This is a genomic window from Rossellomorea vietnamensis (assembly GCF_001305855.1).
GTDB classification, from domain to species: Bacteria; Bacillota; Bacilli; order Bacillales; family Bacillaceae_B; genus Rossellomorea; species Rossellomorea vietnamensis_A.
This window is the reverse complement of record NZ_LIXZ01000007.1, coordinates 78088-101416: the sequence shown is the minus strand read 5'-3', so window position 1 is coordinate 101416 and position 23329 is coordinate 78088. Positions and strand designations below refer to the sequence as shown.

Genomic DNA, 23329 nt, shown 5'->3' with positions numbered 1-23329 from the left:
GTGTTAAAACCTATTGCTATTTTATTCAATCGTTTTACGATTCGATTTCATTTCCGACAGCATTCTTCATATTTTCCCGGGAAATGATGTCGATTGGATGGGAATGGAATCATGATTTGAAGAAAAAGAGACGGTGGAAATGATCCCCATCCGCCTCTATTCCTTATTGAAAATAAGATTTGATAAACTCTTTAAAAACGAAAAAGGCAAAGCCCATGTAATCAATAGGGGCGTCTATTTCCCACTCCAGCATCATATATTTTCCTCCTTTTATTTAGAGTGTAAGTGTAACCACTCTATTAATTCCGCGGATATCCCATATTTAATGAGACTGGCATGTCCACCAGCCACCTCAGCCGTTTGTTTATTCTTACTCGACACAAGCTCCAACAACGGAGTGCTGATTGAGGGCGGGACCAGCTGGTCATATTGGGAGGAAATCAGGTAAAGATTCGAATCAATTGATTGCAGGTCAATGGTCTCTCCTGATAATTTGAACTCCCCGCCCATCAAAACATTCTCTTTTATAAAATAGGTGAGTATATCCCTTCCCATTGCACCGGTGAGGGGGAGATGATCATTTGTCCATTGATTGAACCGGAGCCAATAGTGGGCATAATCTTTATCGTAGGCTTTATTGAGGAGTGACAAATAAGGAGAAAAGTAAACGGGAGACGTCAAAGCCCTCATTCCATAACGGATAAAGGGGGCTGGTATGATGCCGATATCACTCATGATTCCCGTGACGTCCAATTCATCTTTTTTCAATGCGTCCACCCAGCTGTGGTAATCGGGGATCTGGTCAAAGTCGATCGGAGTGACAAAAAGGATTAGATTTCGGATCAGATGCGAATTTAAAGCTGCATAGATGACCGCTAACGTCCCTCCTAAGCAAAATCCGGAAAGGGAGATCTCTTTCTTCCCACAATGTTGAAGGGCCTTCTTGATGCATGGATCCACGTAGTGAGACAAATACTCAGCCAATCCTACTCCCTTCTCTTCCAATACAGGTTCACCGAATTCGAGAAGGTAGACATCGTATCCTTCTCCAAGGAATTTCCCTATCAGACTATGTTCTTTTGTGAGATCCAGAATCGAAGGCTTGTTGATATGTGAATAGAGTAAAAAGACAGGGATATGACCATTATTATTTTCTGAAGCGTAGAACCATAGTTTACTATTGTATAGATTCCAAATTTCCTCCCGTGGAAAGTTCGGCTGCCACTCGCTCTTATTTTGCAGTGTGTCCATAAAACCTTTCCATCGGGCCATTTCCTTCTCATTGTTCATTTCTTTCATCGTAACACCGCCATTCATTATTCTTTTAACGCTTGCGCAAGGGACAGGAGTTGAATGAAACACATGACAGCTTGGAGAAGTTCTAGCCATGACTTGACGGACTCCACCAATTCGGGGTCATCCAACTTCTCTTTAACCGCTTGATTCAGTTCATATTCCACACTCATCCCGATTTTTTTCAGATCTTCATAAAATTGATCCATTCCTTTCCCTCCTTATACCTGTGCACGGATGCCGCCATCCACGACTAAAATATGACCATTGATATAATCCGAGGCAGAAGAAGACAGGAAGATGGCCACCCCGTTCAAATCCCCTGCTTGTCCAAATCTTCTTGCAGGTATATGCTGCTTGATCATGTTTCCCTGACTTGCAAAAAGCTCCTTCGTGATTTTGGTCGGAAAGAACCCCGGAGCGATGGCATTCACCTGGATATTATGCGGAGCAAGTTTCACTGCAAGATCCTTTGTCAACGTCATGACGGCCCCTTTGCTCGTATTATAGGGTACCGTGTCCATCAGCATGGGATTCGTCCCGCCAAATCCCGTAACCGACGCGATGTTGATGATCTTCCCCGCTTTTTGCTTCACCATGACCCGGGACACTTCCTGGGAAAACAAAAAAGACCCCTTTACATTGACATCCATCACCTTGTCCCATTTATCTTCAGGGATGTCAGCAAAAGGACCGGCCCAGGATGTCCCGCTATTATTGATCAAAATATCGATTCTTCCAAACTCTTTCATCACTGTTTCCACAACCTGTATTACATCTGACTTCTGGGTAACATCGCAAGGAATGGCAAGTGACCGGACGCCTGAACCGATCAATGCTTCCTTCACTTCATCACACGCCGACTGGTTCCTCGAGCAGATCACGACATGCGCTCCAGCTCCTCCCAATGCCAGGGCCATCTCTTTCCCGAGACCCCTCCCGCCGCCTGTGACGATGGCGACTTTGTCTTTAACCGAGAACATTTTATCAATCTCCTTTCTATTAAAATAAAGGTCATTATTATAATAGATAGATTCAGGGAATGAGTGCGTATTCTCCGCTCCAAAGGGCAGAAATGAATCAAATGTCCCCACAAAAAAGAGACCTCTCAAGAAAGAGAGATCTCTTTTATTTACTGCTGCTTATTGGCCGTTCGCTCTATATACTCCAAGGCTGCCTGAAGCTGCAGATCATTCTTTTCATTCTGAACCGCTTCAAAGATTTCTTCCTGAAGTCTTTCTCCGGTCTTGGCATCAATCACACCCGTGACGTCGAGACTTTCCTGGATTTGGAAATCCTTGACGGCTTTAGCGGTTTTCTTACTGAAATAACCATCGACCCGGTCAAGGGTGAATCCTAATCCCTGAAGCATTTCCTGGGCGTTTTGCACCTGCTCGTTGTTTGCTCCTTCTTCCAGTGGTTTTTCCACTTGAAGGGGGTGGGCATAGAAGTAGGCTGGTTGTCTGACCGGGATATCCGGTTTGATCCCCTTCTTATGAATCCAATTCCCATTCGGCGTCAGCCATTTGAACATGGTGAGCTTAATATTGCTTCCATCTCCCATCGGCACTGCCTGCTGGACGGTCCCTTTCCCGAAGCTCTTCGTCCCGATCAGCGGATATCCTTCCGCTTCTTTCAGCGCACCGGCAAGGATTTCAGAAGCAGATGCACTGCCCTCATCGATGAGAACAACGACAGGATACGCTTTTCTTTCCTTGCTGTTTGAGAAGGATTTTAGCACCTCTCCGCTTCGTTCCTGGATCTGCACATACGGTTTTTTCTCTGTGACGAACTGTTTGAGGATGTCTTCCACGCTTGAAAGGAGTCCACCCGGGTTACCCCTCACATCCAGAACCAATCCTTCTACTTTTTTCTTCTCGAGTTCTGCCAGCTGCTTTTTAAAATCGACGGCTGTGTTTTCCGAGAAGGTCGTAATTTGGATGTAGCCGGTTTTCTTCCCGTCGACTTCCTTCACATCGGAGATCACCGTTTCAACAGGGATATCGTCCCGCTTCACGGACACCTCGATCGGATCTGAAAGTCCCTCTCTCGTAATCTCCAATTTTACCTCCGTACCCTTTTTCCCTCTGATCTTCAAGGTGGCTTCATAAAGGTCAAGCCCGTCGATGCTATTCCCATCCACTTTGATGATGCGGTCATTCGGTTTCAGACCGGCTTTCTCAGCTGGTGAATTTTTAAAAGGAGCCACAATGACCAGTTTCCCGTCCATGATCGTGACCTCTGCCCCGATCCCTTCAAAGGAGGAATCCAATGCGTCATTGAACTGGGATGCGGTTTCAGCATTCATATAAACAGAATACGGATCATCCAGGGTCTTCAGCATCCCCTGAATCGCCCCTTCCACGAGCTGTCCCTTGTCTACATCCTGAAAGAACTTGTCACTGATCAAATCATACGCGACTTCTACCTTATGAAGCTTATCATTCAGCTCCCCTTTGCCGTTAAACTGGGCAAGCTCGTCCCCAGACCCGGAACTGCCCGTCCACTCCAAGCCGCCATACATTCCCCCTGCACCGATCACCATGCTAATGATGATGGTGATGATGAGCTTTCTGCCCGTCCACTCCATATATTCCCCTCCAGCTTGTCGTTTGTTTATGGTTTGGATGGGCGCAAGCGTACGCTTTCCCACCCAACGAAAAAAGACACCACACAAAAACGCGCTCAGGCGGTGCGATGTCTTTGCTTATTTAACTATATGCCGGAGGGGGACGAGTTATGATTGGCAGTCGATTATTTCATGCCCGTCACGATTTTCTGACCTTGATGGTTTTTGAGATGAGAAGAGATGATCCCTCCCCATTTCTCGAATTCCACGAGAAAACCATCATGACCGAATGCTGTCGGGATAAAATAATGTTCACCCTTGGGGGCTCCAATGGTGAATTCCTTTAAATAGTGGGGAGAATAAATCAAATCACCCTCATAGCTGATCGATACCAGCTTGCACGGATAGGAATCGGCAACTGCTTCCGTCCCTCCTCTTCCCCTCCCGATATCGTGGCTGTTCATCGCCTTAAGGAGGGTAAGATAGCTGTTCGGATCAAATCGCTTACCGAGTTTCTTTCCTTGGTAATCAAGATAGCTTTCTATATTGTACTGCTCATTCGTCCTCTCCCGCTGAAACCTCTGATCAAACAATTCCTGGGTGCGGTACGTTACCATCCCGACCATCCTGGCAATCTCAAGCCCTTTTAAAATGGCTCCATGGGGATAGTGCCCCCTTTGAAACTCTGGGTCCCCTTCAATCGCTGTGATCCCGATATGATTGAACGCGAGACCATAATCATTTAAGGCAGGTGAGACGGCGAGAGCGAATACCTTATGAATATACGTCGGGTACATGGCCCCCCACTCCAATGCCTGCATGCCCCCCAACGATCCGCCGATCACCGCTTCGATGTGGTCGACGGATAGCTCTTGAAGTGCTTCATATTGGGCATGGACCATGTCCCGTATAGTAATGTACGGGAAGTCCGGTCCGTAACGTTCTCCGGTTTCCGGATTGGTGGACGTCGGACCCGTACTTCCCTCACACCCCCCTAATACATTGAAAGCAATCACATTGTAAAGATCCGTATCAATGTATGAACCGGGCCCGATCAGGCCATCCCACCAGCCCCGGTCCTCACTCGTCCCTTTCAAAATATGGGTGCCGGTGAGGGCGTGGCATACGAGGATGACGGGACCTTCCTTATTGCCGATCCGTTCATATGCCAGATTTATATGGTGTAACGTGGTGCCTGACTCTAACGTGAGGGATGGGATGGTAATGGAGCTTACTTCGTATGAGTATGAATTCTCCATTCCTCCACCTCCTTTTTTGGTCTGTTTTCTCATGAGCTTTTTTCAAAAAACCCCTTACTTCTTACACCCGTGACGTTTCCAACGCCACTTCAATGGCATGATCCAGATCCTCGATCAAGTCCTTAGCAGATTCCAATCCGACGGAAAGTCTTACAAGGTCCTCGGTTACGCCTGTGGCCCGGATTTCCTGGTCGTTCAATTGCTGATGCGTCGTGGACGCAGGATGGATGATCAATGACTTCGCATCCCCTACATTGGCAACATGGGACCAGAGGGAGATGTTGTCGACGACTTTACGTCCTGAATCCCTGCCCCCTTTGATTCCAAAGACAACGATGGAACCCGCTCCGTTCTTCAAATATTTTTGAGCAAGTGCGTGGGATGGATGCTGAGGCAGTCCAGGATAAGACACCCATGCGACTCCGCTATGCTGATTCAGGTGCTCTGCAATCTTCAAGGCGTTTTCCGTGTGACGCTCGATGCGGAGATGAAGGGTTTCCAGTCCTTGCAACAACAGAAATGCGTTTTGTGGACTTAAGCACGCCCCGAGATCCCTAAGCAGCTGCACCCTTAATTTTGTGATGAAAGCTGCCGCTCCCACATCCTGTGCGTAGCGAAGTCCGTTATAGCTTCTATCTTCTTCTGTAAATCCAGGGAACTTTTCATGATTCCAATCAAACTTTCCGCCGTCAATGACGACGCCCCCGATGGCCGTACCGTGGCCGCCGATCCATTTCGTGGCAGAGTGGATGACGATGTCTGCGCCCCATTCAATCGGCTTGCACACATATGGCGTCGCAAAGGTGTTATCTATGATAAGCGGGATATGATGATCATGGGCCACTTTCGCAACCGACTCGATGTCCAGGACGTGGAGGCTCGGATTTCCGATCGTCTCGGCGAATACCGCTTTCGTTTTTGGCGTAATCGCTTTTCGGAAGTTCTCCGGATCAGTCGGATCGACGAAATGAACCTTGATTCCGTATTTCGGGAGAGTCGTAGAGAATAAATTATACGTTCCACCGTATAGATTGGTGGCTGCCACAATTTCATCCCCTGCTCCTGCGATATTTAAAATGGACAGGGAGATGGCCGCCATGCCCGATGACACCCCAAGAGCCCCGATTCCACCTTCTAAAAGGGCAAGGCGCTTCTCCAGCACGTCAACGGTCGGATTCATGATCCGCGTATAGATGTTTCCCGGTTCTTCAAGGGCGAATAGCTTCGCTGCATGGTCGCTGTTGTCGAACACGTATGAGGTCGTTTGATAGATGGGTACCGCTCTAGAGCCTGTGGTTGGGTCCGGCTCCTGGCCGCCGTGAAGAAGCAGTGTGTCGAAATCGAATGATTTGGTCATTTGTAATTCCTCCTAATTGTTATTGTTTTTTGGGATTCTGTTGAACTAGGTTTCTGAAAAATCGAAGAAGAATAGTTACCTAAGAAGATAGAAGAGGATAAAATAAAAAACCCTCTTCCTAAGAAGAGGGTCTAATTGAATAGGGTCCTCCTCTTATCTTTCAGGCAGATAGCCTGCAGGAATTAGCACCTTTTCATGTGACGCCTGCTGCGTACATGAAGGTTGCCGGGTTTCATCGGGCCTAGTCCCTCCACCTCTCTGGATAAGAGCATGTAGTTGTCAAAGTTAAAAATTCTTACGTTGAGATGAATTATAAAGGGTAACCGGCCTCAACGTCAAGGCTATTTTCAGAATTTTTTATTTTTTGGCAGAAGCTGCAATCGCCTCGTTAAATTGAGAAACGATATCTTCCCCATCCTCGATACCTAATGATATGCGCACCACATGGGTGTTGATGCCGAGTTTTTCCTGTGCTTCTTTTGGAAGGGCACGGTGAGATGTTCCGAGTGGATAGGAAACCGTTGTTTCTACTCCGGCCAGGGACGGGATGATCTTGATCCATCCAAGGGACTTGAAGAATGTGCTGATATCGCAGCTGCGATCGAGTTCGATAGTGACGATCGCCCCATTCCCTTTATCGGATAGATCGGTTGGATAATAGACCCTTTTCACCTGGTCATTGGTGCGCAGTTCATCTGCAAGGGTTCCCGCGTTCTGAGCCTGGGTTCCCACCCGGAGCGCCAGTGTTTTCGCCCCCCGGCATGTGAGCCATGCTTCAAATGGGCTCAAGTTCGAACCGATGTTGACGACCTTCCCCCTTGCTTTATTCACTAGCTCTTCTTTTCCGACTACGACTCCAGCAGTGATATCGCTATGCCCGCCGATATACTTCGTGGCGCTGTGAGCGACCAGATCGACACCTTCAAGGAAGGGCTGACGCAGAAATGGGGTCGCGAATGTATTGTCGATCATCGTTTTCAGGTTGTGCTTCTCGGCAAGGGCTACCATTCTTGAAATATCTTCAACCCGCATAAACGGATTTGTCACGGTCTCACTGTAGAGAAGTTTGGTTTTGGGAGTGAGTGCTGCCTCGATTTCTTCCTCACTCGTAAAATCAACGAAAGAGGTGGCTATGCCAAATGATTTCAGCTCTTCTTTCAGCATATGGAAGGTGCCTCCGTATAAATCCTCCGCCGCAATGATATGGTCCCCTGACTGGACGACTGCCAGGATCCCAACCAGGATGGCTGACAAGCCGGAAGACGTGGCGACACCCGCAGGCGCCCCTTCAAGATCCGCTACCATCTTCCCTAGTTCATCCGTGTTCGGGTTACCCGTTCTTGAATAAAGATAGGGGGACTTCCCTTCATAGAAACCCTCCAGCTCCTCCAGAGACGTAAAAGAAAAAGCAGACGTCTGGTAAATCGGCGTCGTCTTACTGCGAATTTCCTCGGTTCCTTTCAGCTGACTATGTACAACCTTGGTGGTGAATTTCATTTCGCTGTCATCCTTCCTGAATCTATGTATTTTTAAAATTGTATCATATTCAGAAGATTGTGAGGAGTATGAGGTGTTGGATGCAAAAAAAGAACCCGTCGCTTTTGCAACAGGTTCTAATCGTCAGACGTTTTCTAAACACCCGATCAGGCGATTTTCGATTTCCAACGCCAATCGTTTCAGTTCATCGTTATCTACCATTTCAATCAGCTTGCTCGGCTTTGCCATACCGATCTTGGTCGTTCCGTTTTCCGTGTATACCGTCACTTTACACGGCAGGAAATAGCTGACGAGCAAGCTTTCTTCCAGCACCTTTTTCGCTTCGTGGGGATTACATACTTCCAGGACGACTACTTCTTCATTAAAATCCAGCCCTTTATCCTGAAGCTTGGCGGCCAGGTCAAGATTCCAAAGAACCCCGAAGCTTTCTTCTTTCAAGGCTGCTTCAACTGCTGATACCGCTTCTTTCACATTCATTGAAACTTCTTTTGTGTAATGGAACATATTGATCCTCCTTTTCGAGTCTTGGTTACTTATACCTCATAGCGTATGCAATGAAACGTCTGGTCAGAGGTCCGTCCCTCCCATTATTCCATCCCTCTGACCATTTTACCCATCATTTCTTCGTTCATGGGGCCGACAATTTTGTGCCGGATAAGGCCGTTTGTGTCGATCATGTAAGTGGTCGGGATCGTGAATGCCCGGTACTCACCGCCGATATCCCCTTTTTCATCCAGAAGGATCGGAAAAGTAAGTTCATAGCCGTCGACAAATTGCTGGACTGCTTTCTTCCCCTCATCCTGTGACGTCAAGTTGACGGCAAGGATTTCGACATTCTCTTTTTTCGCGTTTTTTTCGTAATACTGTTCCATATGAGGCATTTCCGCTTTACACGGCGGGCACCAGGTGGCCCAGAAGTTCAGGATCACCTTCTTGCCTTGATAGTCGGAGAGCTTGACTTCCTCACCATCTAAAGTAGTTAAGGAAAAGTCCGGTGCAGAATCCCCTTTGGTGAGTCCCTCCTTGGCGTCAGAAAGATCCATGGATTCTTTGGCCAACTGGGCAGCTTCTTCCTTCGCCTTTTTTTCCTGTTGATCCTGGAACAAATTCACGAGGAAAATCCCGATCAGCAGGGCGACGATTGCCAGAGCGAAATTTCGTTTATTCATTTTTAGTTTTCCTCCTTACCGTTAAAAGAAAGATGAGACCGATCATCATCACTAAATACGTCCAAGTGATGATGGATAATTCGAAGCCGCCGATCAAAGTGTTAAGAAATAATTGGAAAAGGGTGAACAAAACCAATATTTGTCCAGCCCACATCCCTCCATCAGACCCTGCTGATTTTTTCATCATAAAATAAACCATCATCAGATTGAGAACGGACTGAATACCTGCTAAAAGAAAGTCATCATGGAGCATATGTAAGACAACTTCAAAGACTAGTACCATAGTCATCCATGAAATGATAAGGATAGATGGACGGTCGACTTTCCTGAAAAAGATGTACAGGAGAACAGCTGCCAAGCCTAACCAATACCCAATGATTCCTCCGTGAAAGTAGAGAATTGTAAAGGGGTGCTTGATGACCGTTTGAAAGTCGACCACAATCACACTCAATTTCCAGACAAGTATAAAAATCAAAATAGCATTCGAATACCAGTCACTGGCCTTTCGGTTCCAGAAGTATAGGAATAAGAAAGTCAGTACGAATGAGGCGATGATGGCCCCCCATGAGGAGGGGAATGTGAAGGAACCGATAGTGTACCATTGCTCTGTCATGTATTCTCCTCAAATCATTCGTTATTTGGGAAGTCGTATCTCAAAGGTATGATGAAGGCCATCGGTTTCAAGGGAAAGATCTCCTCCATGAGCAAGTACAATCTCTTTTGCAATGGCCAGTCCGAGTCCTGTTCCGCCTGTCAAAGGCGACCTCGAAGTATCCACACGATAGAAGCGCTCAAAGATCAGCTCGCTTTCTTCAACAGGAATCCTTCTTCCTTCATGGGAGAACCGGATCACATAAGATTCCTCCTCAATAAAGCTTTCTATTCGTACCTTCTTCCCATTGTCGTAATCCACAATATTTTGAAGGAGATTGCTCAGCACTTGATTAAGACCATCAATGCTTCCCTCCAACGTAAAAGGTTCAAGAGTGTCATCCACCAAGATCCCTTTTTCAAGGAATTTAATATGAAAGGTGGTGATCCGTCTCTTTATCAGCTGATGAATCAAAATATCTTCCCTTTTGAAGTTCTTCATTTCCCCATCGGATATCCATTGATTGATCCGGACGAGTTGTTCCAGCAATCGTTCGATCCGGGTTGTTTCTTCTTGAAGGGAACGATACATTTCTTGATCGCCTTTAACAATTCCTTTTTCAAGACCTTCAAGGTATCCTGATAAATTCGTCAGGGGAGTTCTTAATTCATGAGACAGATCTTTTAATAACCGGTTTTGCTTTGATTTTACGCGAGCCGTCCGTTCTGTTAAATCATTAAAGGCATCATTCAGCTCTTTCACCTCATAAATCAGAGGATTCTTCAGTGGCTTCGGGTGATTTCCTTTTTTCAATTCTTGAGTTGCGGCTGTTAATTTTTTTAATGGGTGAATCAGCCACTTTAATAAAAGGAAGTGAAAGCCGCCGGCAAGGAGAAAGGCTAGAATGCTTACTTTCACCAAATATTGATTAAGTAGGATCTCCAGGTTCGTCCCTGTAATTTCTTGCTGATTGACGAGGGTGCACGCATAGTTTTTGACCGTGAATCCAGCTATGGCGATGACAATCGCAATGATAATCGTATTAAGAAAAGTCAACTGAGTGAATATCCCCCACACTTCTTTTCTTTTACGCATCGAACTTATACCCCATCCCTCTGACGGTTTGTATAAAAGATTGATGGGTGCACGCTTGAAGTTTCTTTCGGAGGTGGCGGATATGGACATCGATTGTCCGTTCCGAGACGATTTTTTGATTCATATCATACAAGGCACCAAGAATCTGCTGTCTTGAAATCACTTGACCCGAATGGATCATTAAAAACTCGAGGATCCTGAATTCAAAGGACGTTAATTCCAGGGTGTCCCCTTTATAGGTGACCTCACCTTTCATCGGCTTCAGCGTCAATCCTTTTTTACTGAGCTTTTGGCAGCGCGTCCCTGTTCTGCGAAGGACTGTGTCCACCCTTGTCACAAGTTCAGAAGGACTGAATGGTTTTGTGACGTAATCATCCGCCCCGGCCTTCAATCCAAGGATTCTTTCATCCTCCGTCGTTTTGGCTGTCACAAAGATAATACCGATATCACTTTTCTCTTCTTCACGAATCCATCTGCACAACTCTTCTCCCTGGGTTTTTGGAAGCATCAGATCCAGGATGGCGAAGCAAGGGTCATGCTCTTTGAATAATCGTTTTCCTTCTTCACCATCCTCGGCTTCAAACACTTCATACCCGTCTTTTTCAAGAAAGAGCTTGATCAGCTTGCGTATCTTTACATCGTCTTCAACAATCAGAATCGTCTTATTTTGAACCTTCATACTCTCCCCCTATGTTGAAAAGAAACTAAAAACGGAAAGATAAGAGCTGATTTGCTGCATCTTCCCACTAAACACAAGAAACCCCAAGATGATCATCAATGTTCCATTGATTTTTGAAAGCCCAGGCAGGATTCTATTGATCGTCTTCATCACGGTGAATGTCTTGGTGATCATCATGGAGATAAGCAGGAAGGGAACTGCCAATCCAATTGAATAGACGATCAGCAGGACTACTCCTTGTGTCAATGTACTGCTGGCACTTGCTAACAACAAAATAGAAGAAAGCGTCAATCCGACGCATGGTGACCATCCACTGGCAAAAGCCATCCCCAGCAGAATCGATCCAAAAGCCGTCCCTTTTTTCTTCGTTTCAAACGATCTCGTATCTTTCAGTAAAAATGAAAAACTAAGCCAGCCCATCATTTGCAACCCAAACACAATAATAAGAATCCCTGCAATCTGTTCAATGTAGATCCGATATTCAGAGAACATTTCTCCAAGAAAGCTGGCAGAAGCCCCCATTAGAATGAAAATGAGGGAAAATCCCGCAATGAAACCAAAGGATCGCAGTAAAACCACCGATCGTTCCACATTCATATGCCCATCCTGTGCCTGTCCACCAGTTAAATGACTGACATAAGCCGGCAGAAGCGGAAATACGCACGGCGAAAAAAAGGATAATGCTCCTGCTGCCAGCGCAAACCATATCGAAACTTCCATCAGACTGTTCACTCCTTTACAAGGACAGTATGAACAGGGAATGTTAATATTTGATTAAGAAAACCCAACTTTATAAAATTTCTATCTTATTCTTTATTTGCAACGATATAGTAGACGGAGTCATGTAGATGCCCTACCGTTGTCTTGAACCCTGCTGACTTGAGCTGACGTTCGAGTTCCTCAGATGGAATACGTTCTTCCAATGAGGGTCCCATTTCAGATTCCACCGCTTCCCAATCAAGAATCAGCCATCGCCCGTCATCCTTCAGCATATCATGGAGATCCTGAAAGACTTTGATCAGATCCGGGACTTCATGTAAGACGAAAGCAGAGACGGTCTTATCCAATGTACCTTTGTTAAAGCTTAAGTATTCAAGGGATGATTTTACATACACGATATTATCTATGTTTTCTTCCCCAGCCCGGTGTTTCAGATACTCAAGCATTTCCTGTTGCAGATCTACCGCCTGAACTTTCGTGTCCACTTTCTTGGCAATCGGAAGGGTTAAATAACCATTTCCGCAGCCCAAGTCGGCTACGATATCGTCCTGTTTCAATTGAAGCAGTTCTAATACTTTATCCACAGGTACAAGCTCTTGTCGCTTTGGATCAAGCAGCTTTGAAGCTTTGTGATGTTCAAATAAATGTCCGGTCATGACGTTTCCTCCATTCAGAATATACCCTATTATGTATTAGTATCTTAAATTTCCATCTTTCAAGCAAGTGATTTACTCATAGTGTATCCCTTTAAGTCATTATTACAGATAATATGGCTGTTGTTTTTCTCTTCAAAAAAGGACCCTTCGTTGAAGGACCCTTTCATATATGACGTGTAACATTTTATCCACCCTGTGAAGGAAGTTGCTTTCTAAGCTGCTTTCAACCCTTCCAGGATGAGCATGAAGTATTTGACGGTATCTCCACCGCGCTGATTGATAATGTCAATGTCATGAAGGATCTTTATGACCTCTTCGGTACCGACACAGTCAATAAACATTTCACTCACTTCTTCCGCAGAATACTCACCAATATGTGTATACTTTAATGCGGTACGATTCCTTCTGCAGAAACTTCTTAATTGTCTTTTTATATCTGCTAACTCCAACATCATCATCCTTCATACAGATTCAAATCCAACTAACACAAACCTTTCAGAGAAAAAGCCCACCAAAAAGGCAGGCTGAATGATACTAGAATAAATTTCGAGTTAGTATTCATTGCTTCCATTGTTTTCGGTAACCCGGCGATCATTATTTTTTAAAATAGAAGACCCGTAGTTTTGCGTCCTAATCTTTCAATTAGTTTGCCTTTTTCGAAAAATCACTTGAATATTGTCATTATACTAGAAGAATAAGGATATGAAAACAGTCTTTAGTAAACAAGTTGTCGATTAAATTTCCCCTTTCTTAACCAGCAGTGGATGGGCATGGAATTAGAGGAGCTTTTGCATTCACTCAAAAAAATCCCCACCTCTAAACAGAAGCGGGGATTTTCAAACTTAAAAGTTAATATATTGACGTGGGTTTACAGCATTTGAATGCGATGCACTCCAAGAACCTCTGTACAGTTCAAAATGTAAATGCTGTCCGAAAGAAAATCCTGTGTTACCCATGTAACCGATTTGGTCACCTTTGTTCACTGCTTGTCCAGTGCTCACTAATGAAGAAGACATGTGAGCATATACAGTTGTGAACATTTGGCCGTTGATAGAGTGAGTGATGTACACTACATTACCATAGCTTGAGCTGTAGTGGCTCTTAATGACATAACCATCTGCTGCTGCAGAGATTGGAACACTTCCTCGTGCTGCAATATCAGTACCATAGTGGAAACGTCGCTCACCATTTAAAACGTCCCAGCCGAAATTGGTTGTGATTGTTCCACGTGCTGGTGCTGTCCATGCTCCTGCACTTACAGGTGCACTTGGAGCCGTAGCTGTTGTTGCCGCAGGAGCCGAAGAAGATCCGCCGCTACTGCTTGATGTAGCTTGTTTCTGTGCTGCTGCACGTTTCGCCGCTTCAGCTTCCGCCTGGCGCTTACGTTCGATTTCACGCTGGCGTGCTAACTCTGCCAGACGTGCTTGTTCAGCCTGGATTTCACCTTCAAGCTGGTGCTCCATTTTAGAAAGTTCATTCGATTCTTGTTCAAGATCTGCTTTTTCTACTTTCAAGGATGCCTGCTGAGCTTCAAGCTGCTTGAATAGTTCAGCTTTTTTAGCTTTTTGACTATTCAGGTCTTGTTTTAAAGATTCAAGATTCGCTTTGGAAGATTCGAGGTCAGCAAGTTCTTTTTCCACTTCCGCCTGCTTTTTCTCTAATTCTTCTTGATCGCGTTTTTGTTCGTCCATGATCTTTTTATCGGCACTTACGATTGTATTAACTGCTGTTACACGGTTGATGAAGTCTCCGAAGCTCTCCGCCCCAAGAAGTACGTCAAGATAATTGGCAGAACCGCCTTTTTCCTGAATGGCACGAGCACGTTCCTTCAGAAGTTCGTTACGTTCTTCAATCTTTTTCTTTAATTCTTCAATATCCGCTTTAAGCTTATTGATCTTAGCTGTTGTTTCATCAATTTCTTTTGTTTTTTCTGCAATCTTCGTTTCTGTATCTTTTAATTTCGTACTGATTTCGGCAATCTGTGATTCAATGTCTTTTTGTTTACTAATAGTTTGGTCAATTTGAGATTTTTTCTCATTAATCTTGCCATTGACCTCTTCTTTTTTAGATGAAACGCCGTCCTGCTGTTTCTTTAAGTCCTCCACGGAGGAGTTAGCGCTAGCAGTGGTTGCTAACGTTGGTAGACTTCCGATTGTTAATGCTGCTGCAATAGATAATGATATAAAATACTTCTTGTTCAAGCGGCATGCTCCTTTCAGCTTCTATCAACCTATCAAATTTTACACTTTTAAGAATTTACGAACAGACATAAAGCTTCCCCAAGCCCCGATCAGGCAACCCATTAATAGAATTAATCCGTTTACTTGATAGATAAAGGGGGTAAAATCTAATATCTGAATAAAATTGTTTTGTAGTTTTGGTTCAATAAATCCATAGGCATAGTAGTAACCTGTTGAGACAAGAGCGATCGGGATAATAGAACCTAAAATTCCAAGCCATAATCCTTCTAATATGAATGGCCAGCGTACAAACCAGTTGGTTGCACCCACGAGTTTCATTATCTCGATTTCCCTTCTTCTAGCGACAATGGTAATTTTGATTGTATTTGAAATAAGGAACATCGCCGTGAACAACAGACCGATGATCAACACAAGTCCAACATTCCGACTCATTTCCAGTACATTGAATAATCTTTCAATCTTCGCCTCACCATAAAGGGCTTCATTGACACCTTCATATTTGCTGATTTGACCAGCAATTCTACCGGTGTCACGCGGATTATCCGCTTTTACGATGAACACATCATATAATGGGTTATCTTGTTCAAATAATCTGAAATCGTCTCCCAGATCTTTGACCAGATTCTGAAGTTCTTCTTCTTTGGAAGAATACTCAACTGATTCCACACCACTTATATTTTGTATCTTTTTTTCTATTTGATCAGTTTGGGATTTTTCAGTTCCAATATCGAGTAAGACACGCACTTCAACGTCTTTTTCAATATCGGTTGCTACCTTGTTCATGTTTAGCATTAAAACGATGAACACACCAACAAGTAGTAATGTCACGGTAACGGCGCTCACTGATGCAAATGTCATCCAGCCGTTTCGGCCAATGCTCTTGAAGCTTTCTCTGAAGTGGCGGCCATACGTTCTAGCTTTCATAACCGTAATCACCTCGCTGTTCGTCCCGGACAATCCGGCCATTTTCAATGGCGATTACCCGATGCTTGATCGTATTCACGATTTCCCGGTTATGCGTAGCCATGATCACCGTGGTTCCACGGTTGCTGATTTCTTCAAAAATGTTCATGATATCCCATGATGTTTCGGGATCAAGGTTTCCAGTAGGCTCATCTGCTATCACAAGCTTTGGCGTATTGACGATGGATCGTGCAATCGATACACGCTGCTGCTCTCCACCCGATAATTCATTCGGTAGCATTCTTGCTTTATGTTTTAACCCTACCAGGTCCAGTACTTCCATGACTCTTTTCTTTATTTGCTTCGGATGTTCTTCTATCACTTCAAGTGCGAAGGCAATGTTTTCATAAATTGTCAGCGATGGTAACAGCTTGAAATCCTGGAATACAACCCCCACGTTTCTTCTTAAGTATGGAACTCTACTATTTTTTATTTTTGCGAGATTGATACCATTTACAACGATATCTCCTTTGGAAGGACGTTCTTCGCGGTACATCATTTTAATAAAAGTAGACTTCCCGGCACCACTCGGCCCCACAACATACACAAATTCGCCTTGCTTGATGTGGACGTTAAAGCCATTGGCAGCCATGACACCGTTGCTGTACTGCTTGTAGACGTCTTTCATTTCTATCATTTCAAATCACCTAATTTGTATTATGTAGTTACCCTCTTGGCTGTTATCGACATATGTACACGGCACGTAACCAAAGTCGTCTTTATCACCGTTAGACAAAAATTGGTGAAAAACCTCGAATTACGCTTCCGAAAATTATTATAACATCTCTTTATAGTAAGTTAAGGATAAAAATTATTACATTTACATTTCAGAACGTGAAAAAATGTGAATTTTTTACCTGTTTTGTTGTCGATTTTACCTATAAATCAATAAAATTATAGTCTTATATACCTATTATCTGGTACTAATACTACATTCTTATTTCTGAGGATCCTATCATGACAAACGTTAAGGGGATGCTAATCTGATAAAGTTACTAGGTTATAAATGAGAACATTTTATAGAGTATTGAATGGGGGAATATCACATGAAAAAGTTCTGTAACAAAGACTTAAAGAAGGGGTGAAAAAATCTGTGGATATCTAATATGTTTTTAAAACATCGGTTTAAGTCATTGAAATTTATAGCAAATCTACTCAGAAAAATAAAAGAAGAACCCAAAATGGATTCTTCTCCCGATCTTATTTCTTCTTCGATAACCATTCAGCCACTGCGTCAGCTTCCTCACCATCTATGAGTCCAGGAGGCATTTGGCCTTTACCATTTTTAATCGTTTCACGGATTTCATCTTTGCTTAGTTGGGCACCGATATTTTTCAGGGCCGGGCCCATTCCGCCTTCAAGGTTTCCCCCATGGCAGCTGGTGCACTTATTGTTTACGATTTTTTCAGGGTCTACTCCACCGGAGCTTGTTTCTGTACTGTCGCCGCCATCTCCACCGCAGGCTGCAAGTACTAATGAAGCGCCAAAAAGAACACCAAGTAGCTTTTTCTTCATTTATTATCCCCCTAGGAATCCATTTTCAGAGTCGCGGATGTGAGGTCCGTCCCTCCCTTACATAATTATACCAAGTTTAAACCCGTTTGAAACCTTCCCCAAGAACTTCCGAAGCGTCCATTGTGACGACGAATGCAGCGGGGTCAATCGTTTTGACCAGTTGTTTCAGTTTTGTGAATTCTGTCTGGTCGACGACACACATGAGGATCGGCCGTTCATCATCTGTGTAACCACCGTATGCTGATAGTTTTGTCACTCCACGGTCGATTTTATTCAGAATTCCTTCCCGAACTTCTTCCTGGCGGTTAGTGATGATCAGGGCCATTTTGGATCTGCTTATCCCAACCTGAACCAGATCGATGGATTTACTTGTTACATATAGTCCGATAAGTGCATATAATCCACGCTCGATATCATAGACAATGGCTGCGGACAGAACAATCATGCCGTCGATCATAGCCACACATGTTCCCAGTGAGAGCCCGGTGAACTTATTTACGATCTGGGCTGCTAGGTCCGTCCCTCCAGTGGAAGCTCTTCCACGAAAGACGATTCCTAAACCAAGTCCTACCCCAATGCCCCCGAAAAGGGCTCCAAGCAGGGGATCTTCCGTCCATGGCTTCCAGTCTTCGGTCAAGAATACGACAAGTGGTAGAAATACCGTACCGATGGCTGTTTTGACACCAAATTGCAGTCCCAGAAAGATTAAGCCAGCAATGAATAATGGTATATTGAACGCCCACTGAACATATGCCGGCTTCCAGTCAAACAGTCCATTCAAAAGCGTCGATATCCCGCTCACCCCTCCTGAAGCTACTTCATTCGGTAGTAAGAACACATTAAACGCAATGGCCACAATCGTTGACCCAAACACAACAAACAAATACTCTAACAACTTTTCTTTCCGCGGATTAAATGCCTGCTCGCGACGCCTTTCCTTCAAACCCATCCAGTACGACTCCTTTAACCTATGTATTAATAGTATGAGTACAAACCCTTCCTTTGATGCAACTCTCCTCGAGGGACGGACCTCTATAGGTCACGTGTTATTTGTGAAAGAGTATACATATGCATCCAAAAAAGAAGTACTTCTATTTTTATAAATCCATGATGAAGAAGGTGATATAGATGGCGATCCACTTGATGAATCCCTCTGTATCAACCTTTGAGAGTATAGCATGGGTGCCTGAAGGTGTAAATAACAGTTCAATAACGTGTTAAAGCATTAATGAGGTGAGGTTCGAGGGACGGACCTTGGCCGGGAGCAAAACAGTTGCTTCATCGTGCTGCTTGAGGTCCGTCCCTCAAACAGATTAAAAAACTGACCCAGCCAATGGTTAGCGGGGTCAGTTTTTTGTGTATTATTTGATTTTGGATCGCAGATAAGCATTGATGAATGGATCGATGTCGCCGTCCATGACGCCTTGTACGTTTCCTGATTCTGTGTTGGTTCTGTGGTCTTTGACCATGGAGTATGGGTGGAAGACGTAGGAACGGATCTGGCTTCCCCATCCGATTTCCTTTTGCTCACCACGGATTTCAGCAAGTTCCTGCTCCTGCTCTTCGATCCGCTTCTGGTAAAGCTTCGCTTTCAGCATTTTCATCGCTGACTCACGGTTCTTGATTTGTGAACGCTCGGATTGACACGTTACTACCACATTGGTCGGTAAGTGAGTGATACGGACCGCTGAGTCAGTCGTATTGATGTGCTGTCCACCGGCTCCACTTGCACGGTACGTATCGATTTTCAGATCTTCCGTACGGATGTCGATTTCGATTTCTTCATTGAATTCAGGCATGACTTCACAAGACACGAAGGAAGTGTGACGACGGCCTGACGAATCGAATGGAGAAATACGCACAAGACGATGAACGCCTTTTTCAGCTTTTAAGTAGCCATATGCATTGTGTCCTTTGATTCCTAAAGTCACACTCTTGATTCCAGCCTCATCTCCAGCCAGATAATCAAGGGTTTCAACTTTGAATCCTCTTTTTTCAGCCCAGCGTGTGTACATACGCAGCAGCATAGAACCCCAGTCCTGTGACTCGGTTCCACCTGCACCTGGGTGAAGTTCCAGGATGGCATTGTTTTTGTCATGTTCTTCACTTAAAAGAAGTTGAAGCTCGTAATCATTCAAGCGTTTGACGAGATCACCAAGCTCTGCTTCAAGATCCTGTTGAAGTTCTTCGTCCGGTTCTTCTTTTACAAGTTCAAGGGTTAATTCAAGGTTTTCTTGAGATTCAAGCATTGATTTGTAATCATTGACAAGTTCCTTCAATCCGTTTCCTTCATTGATCAGTCCTTGTGCTGTTTGCTGGTCATCCCAGAAGTCGGGCTGGACCATGATTTCGTCGAGTTCCTGGATTCTGGCCTCTTTGTTTTCTAAGTCAAAGAGACCCCCTGAAGTCCGCTAATGTCTTAGCTGATTTTTCTAACTCTGCTCTGATTTCTGATAGTTCCATGTGTGGTCACCTCTATAGTTATTTGGGTTGTTGAGATTATTTTATTGGGATTATACCAGAAGTAGAATGGCTGGAGTTTCTATTAGACAGTAGTGGTTGATTTCCGCTGCAGGTGCTCGCTTTCCGCGGGGCGGGCGGTGAGCCTCCTCGGCTCCGCCTGCGGGGTCTCACCTGTCTAGCTCCGGCGGCTAGCCCCTCGAGGTCATAAGCTAAATGGTCCAAGAAGGCAAAGCGCGCCTTCTTAGGCCCATTCATCTTATGCTTGTCGGGGCTGTGCAAGCCGCCTCCGCTTTTCGTACTGTCCCACTTTTCCCGCAGGAGTCGAGCACCTTCCGCTCCAATCAACAGTGCTTTTAAAAAAGCCTGCTTGCAAGATCATCCACTATTAATCCCCTCTACTTTGACTACCCATAAAAAACGGAAAAGTACCTGGGACTTATTTTAGCAAAGTTAGTCCCAGGTATCATCTGATTTCTTTTCGTTATCCTGTTATGCCGTGGCAGTGTTTGTATTTTTTGCCGCTTCCGCATGGGCATGGGTCGTTTCGGCCGACGTCTGCTTGTTTGCGGACTGGTTGTTTTTTGGCTTTTGCTCCGTCTTCTTTCGGGTTCACCGCTTGACCTTTGGCCACTTCCTGGCGTTCCAGGTTGTTGCGGATTTCCGCTTTCATGACATATTTTGCCACGTCTTCTTCGATGGCGAGTACCATGCTTTCGAACATGGCGAATCCTTCATGCTGGTATTCACGCAGTGGATCGTTTTGTCCGTATGCACGGAGATGGATACCCTGGCGAAGTTGATCCATGGCATCGATGTGATCGATCCATTTCGTATCAACTGCGCGAAGCAGGATGACTTTTTCAAACTCACGCATCTGCTCAGGTGTAAGCTGCTCTTCTTTTTCGTTGTAGCGATGCTGTACGTCTTCAAAGATGAGAGCCATCATTTCATCGGCTTCTTTTCCACGAAGGTCGTCGACTGTCACGTCATTTTCCGGTAGAAGATTGGCGTTGACGTAATCCACAATACCTTGAAGATTCCAATTCTCCATCTCTTCTTCTGCCGTATGAGCCGCTACTTGTCGTTCGATGACTGATTTGATCATGCCTTCTACGATGTCTCGAAGGTTTTCAGAGTCGATGACTTCATTACGCTGTTTGTAGATGATTTCACGCTGTTGGCGCAGAACATCATCGTATTGAAGAAGCTGCTTACGAGCGTCGAAGTTGTTTCCTTCCACTCGTTTTTGAGCTGATTCTACAGCACGGCTGACCATTTTACTTTGGATTGGCTGGGAGTCATCCATTCCAAGGCGTTCCATCATGCTCTTCATATTGTCGGAGCCGAATCTTCTCATCAGTTCATCTTCCATTGAAAGATAGAATTGAGTAACCCCTGGATCTCCCTGACGTCCGGAACGTCCACGAAGCTGATTATCGATACGTCTTGATTCGTGACGCTCCGTACCGATAACGGCAAGACCGCCAACCTCGATGACGCCTTCGCCAAGCTTGATATCCGTACCACGACCGGCCATGTTGGTTGCGATCGTAACGGCACCAGGCTGACCCGCTTCTAAAATGATTTCCGCTTCACGGCCATGGTTTTTCGCATTCAACACATTGTGGCGTACGCCTTTTTTTGTCAGAAGCTGAGAGATAAGCTCTGACGTTTCAACGGCAACCGTACCGACCAGTACAGGCTGTCCTTTTTCATGACGTTCTTTAATGTCTTCCACTACCGCATTGAACTTCCCTTCGATGGAAGCGTAAATTAAATCGGCGCGGTCATCACGAACGATCGGTCTATTCGTCGGGATGACAATGACGTTCATATTGTAGATATTACGGAATTCTTCTTCTTCCGTCTTCGCCGTACCGGTCATACCGGAAAGCTTTTCGTACATACGGAAGTAGTTCTGGAACGTGATCGTTGCCATTGTCATACTTTCGTTCTGGATTTCAAGACCTTCTTTGGCTTCAATCGATTGGTGAAGTCCATCACTGTAACGACGACCCTTCATCAAGCGGCCCGTAAAGGAGTCAACGATGATGATTTCGCCTTCCTGAACCACATAATCCACATCACGATGCATACTAACGTGGGCTTTTAATGCCTGGTTGATGTGGTGGTTAAGGGTTACGTGTGAAATATCGAACAGGTTATCAATATGGAAGGCTCTTTCCACCTTGCTGATCCCGTCTTCCGTTAATTGAACACCTTTTGTCTTCTCATCATATGTGTAATCTTCTTCTTTTTTCAGTGTATGGACAACGGCATTTGCCTGGATATAAAGCTGAGGCGTACGCTGGGCGTTACCTGAAATGATCAATGGTGTGCGTGCTTCATCAATCAAGATGGAGTCGACCTCATCGATTACGGCAAAATGAAGGCTGCGCTGAACCATTTGATCTTTGTACAGAACCATATTGTCACGCAGGTAATCGAATCCGAACTCGTTATTCGTACCATACGTGATGTCTGCGCTATAAGCTTCGCGTTTCTCATCTTTTGACATGGAGTTAAGATTAAGTCCAACAGTCAGCCCTAAGAAATTGTATAGTTTACCCATTTCCTCGGCATCACGGCTGGCAAGATAATCATTGACCGTGATAACGTGAACGCCTTTTCCCGTGATAGCGTTCAAGTACACAGGCATTGTCGCCGTCAGGGTTTTACCTTCACCGGTTTTCATCTCGGAGATGTTCCCGCCATGCAGGGAAACACCACCCATAAGCTGAACGCGGTACGGATATAAACCAAGTACGCGTCGTGCCGCTTCACGAACAACCGCGAACGCTTCAACGAGCATATCTTCAAGATCTTCACCCTTTTGATAGCGCTCTTTGAAACGCTCCGTCCTTTCACGGATTTCATCATCCGTCAAACGCTCCATATCAGGACCTAATTCTTCTATTTGATCGGCCAGTTTCTCCAGCCTCTTTAATTCTCTTTTATTCGCATCGAACACTTTATTTAATAGACCAAGCATGTATAAACGCTCCTTTATCTGTGTTGGAATGAGAGCCAAACGTCACAAGTATAACGAAAATAAATGAGATTCCGATGAGAAATATGTGAATTCCCTGTAAAAAACAAGGCGAATCACTTCACATCACTCTACTTAAAATTCGCTACAAAAACCAATTATCCTCCCACACAAACACGATATTTTCCCTATCAATCTTACCACTATCCCATATCGGTTACAACTTAAGGCTTTGAGGGACGGACCTCCCTATTTCACTGTTTTGGAAGGTTGGATGCTTTCATATCAAGCTTTCTTTCCATAACGGTCGTG

Annotated in this window: 22 protein-coding genes and 2 riboswitches; all 22 genes read right to left on the bottom strand. The window is 44.8% G+C overall.

Annotated features, from left to right (window positions below; all coding sequences use genetic code 11):
* Positions 1-270: 270 nt before the first annotated feature.
* The 22 genes from AM506_RS11000 to secA all read right to left on the bottom strand — a co-directional run bounded on the left by AM506_RS11000 (position 271) and on the right by secA (position 23020).
* The gene (locus AM506_RS11000) at positions 271-1299 is read right to left on the bottom strand and encodes an alpha/beta hydrolase (RefSeq protein WP_060672537.1); all 1029 of its coding nucleotides are present in this window, start codon (positions 1297-1299) and stop codon (positions 271-273) included.
* A gap of 17 nt (positions 1300-1316) precedes the next feature.
* Positions 1317-1502, bottom strand: coding sequence for a hypothetical protein (locus AM506_RS10995; protein ID WP_060672536.1), 186 nt, complete (start codon positions 1500-1502; stop codon positions 1317-1319).
* 12 nt (positions 1503-1514) lie between these two features.
* On the bottom strand, positions 1515-2276 hold the full coding sequence (locus tag AM506_RS10990) for a glucose 1-dehydrogenase (RefSeq protein WP_060672535.1): 762 nt from the start codon (positions 2274-2276) through the stop codon (positions 1515-1517).
* Positions 2277-2425: 149 nt separating this feature from the next.
* Positions 2426-3883: a S41 family peptidase gene (locus AM506_RS10985; protein WP_060672534.1), complete on the bottom strand. Its 1458-nt coding sequence runs from the start codon at positions 3881-3883 to the stop codon at positions 2426-2428.
* Positions 3884-4047: 164 nt separating this feature from the next.
* Positions 4048-5121: a homoserine O-acetyltransferase MetX gene (gene metX / locus AM506_RS10980; RefSeq protein ID WP_060672533.1), complete on the bottom strand. Its 1074-nt coding sequence runs from the start codon at positions 5119-5121 to the stop codon at positions 4048-4050.
* A gap of 61 nt (positions 5122-5182) precedes the next feature.
* Positions 5183-6478, bottom strand: coding sequence for an O-acetylhomoserine aminocarboxypropyltransferase/cysteine synthase family protein (locus AM506_RS10975; RefSeq protein ID WP_060672532.1), 1296 nt, complete (start codon positions 6476-6478; stop codon positions 5183-5185).
* 150 nt (positions 6479-6628) lie between these two features.
* Positions 6629-6747: riboswitch (SAM riboswitch) on the bottom strand.
* An 88-nt stretch (positions 6748-6835) separates the two neighbouring features.
* Positions 6836-7975, bottom strand: coding sequence for a trans-sulfuration enzyme family protein (locus tag AM506_RS10970; RefSeq protein ID WP_060672531.1), 1140 nt, complete (start codon positions 7973-7975; stop codon positions 6836-6838).
* 123 nt (positions 7976-8098) lie between these two features.
* Positions 8099-8479 (bottom strand): DUF302 domain-containing protein, encoded by a 381-nt coding sequence (locus tag AM506_RS10965; RefSeq protein WP_060672530.1) that lies wholly within the window; start codon positions 8477-8479, stop codon positions 8099-8101.
* Positions 8480-8562: 83 nt separating this feature from the next.
* Positions 8563-9144, bottom strand: coding sequence for a redoxin domain-containing protein (locus AM506_RS10960; RefSeq protein WP_060672529.1), 582 nt, complete (start codon positions 9142-9144; stop codon positions 8563-8565).
* The gene (locus AM506_RS10955; protein WP_060672528.1) at positions 9137-9757 is read right to left on the bottom strand and encodes a hypothetical protein; all 621 of its coding nucleotides are present in this window, start codon (positions 9755-9757) and stop codon (positions 9137-9139) included. Before AM506_RS10955 ends, AM506_RS10960 begins: the two co-directional genes overlap by 8 nt.
* A gap of 21 nt (positions 9758-9778) precedes the next feature.
* Entirely contained in the window at positions 9779-10831 is a 1053-nt protein-coding gene (locus tag AM506_RS10950) for a HAMP domain-containing sensor histidine kinase (RefSeq protein ID WP_060672527.1), read from the bottom strand.
* Positions 10824-11510 carry a response regulator transcription factor gene (locus AM506_RS10945; protein ID WP_060672526.1) on the bottom strand — a complete coding sequence of 229 codons (687 nt, stop codon included), beginning with the start codon at positions 11508-11510 and terminating at the stop codon, positions 10824-10826. The genes AM506_RS10950 and AM506_RS10945 overlap by 8 nt, the downstream gene beginning before the upstream one ends.
* Positions 11511-11519: 9 nt before the next feature.
* A complete protein-coding gene (locus tag AM506_RS10940) occupies positions 11520-12230 on the bottom strand; it encodes a cytochrome c biogenesis CcdA family protein (protein WP_060672525.1) in 711 nt (236 codons plus the stop codon).
* Positions 12231-12316: 86 nt separating this feature from the next.
* Positions 12317-12886, bottom strand: a complete 570-nt coding sequence (locus AM506_RS10935; protein WP_060672524.1) for a class I SAM-dependent methyltransferase — start codon at positions 12884-12886, stop codon at positions 12317-12319.
* Between the two features lie 212 nt (positions 12887-13098).
* Positions 13099-13338, bottom strand: a complete 240-nt coding sequence (locus AM506_RS10930; RefSeq protein WP_152968578.1) for a hypothetical protein — start codon at positions 13336-13338, stop codon at positions 13099-13101.
* 123 nt (positions 13339-13461) lie between these two features.
* A riboswitch (cyclic di-GMP riboswitch) is annotated at positions 13462-13548 on the bottom strand.
* A 180-nt stretch (positions 13549-13728) separates the two neighbouring features.
* On the bottom strand, positions 13729-15087 hold the full coding sequence (locus AM506_RS10925; RefSeq protein ID WP_060672522.1) for a murein hydrolase activator EnvC family protein: 1359 nt from the start codon (positions 15085-15087) through the stop codon (positions 13729-13731).
* Between the two features lie 39 nt (positions 15088-15126).
* On the bottom strand, positions 15127-16011 hold the full coding sequence (gene ftsX, locus AM506_RS10920) for a permease-like cell division protein FtsX (RefSeq protein ID WP_060672521.1): 885 nt from the start codon (positions 16009-16011) through the stop codon (positions 15127-15129).
* A complete protein-coding gene (ftsE, locus tag AM506_RS10915) occupies positions 16001-16687 on the bottom strand; it encodes a cell division ATP-binding protein FtsE (RefSeq protein WP_060672520.1) in 687 nt (228 codons plus the stop codon). Before ftsE ends, ftsX begins: the two co-directional genes overlap by 11 nt.
* A gap of 563 nt (positions 16688-17250) precedes the next feature.
* A complete protein-coding gene (gene cccB, locus AM506_RS10910; RefSeq protein ID WP_060672519.1) occupies positions 17251-17565 on the bottom strand; it encodes a cytochrome c551 in 315 nt (104 codons plus the stop codon).
* Positions 17566-17641: 76 nt separating this feature from the next.
* Entirely contained in the window at positions 17642-18514 is an 873-nt protein-coding gene (locus AM506_RS10905; RefSeq protein WP_152968577.1) for a YitT family protein, read from the bottom strand.
* Positions 18515-18926: 412 nt separating this feature from the next.
* Positions 18927-20028, bottom strand: a protein-coding gene (gene prfB / locus AM506_RS10900) for a peptide chain release factor 2 (protein WP_152968576.1) whose coding sequence is annotated in 2 segments (ribosomal slippage) — positions 18927-19955 and positions 19957-20028 — 1101 coding nt in all. Because the reading frame shifts where the segments join, the coding sequence is not laid out codon by codon here.
* 481 nt (positions 20029-20509) lie between these two features.
* The gene (gene secA, locus AM506_RS10895; RefSeq protein WP_060672517.1) at positions 20510-23020 is read right to left on the bottom strand and encodes a preprotein translocase subunit SecA; all 2511 of its coding nucleotides are present in this window, start codon (positions 23018-23020) and stop codon (positions 20510-20512) included.
* Between the last annotated feature and the right edge of the window lie 309 nt (positions 23021-23329).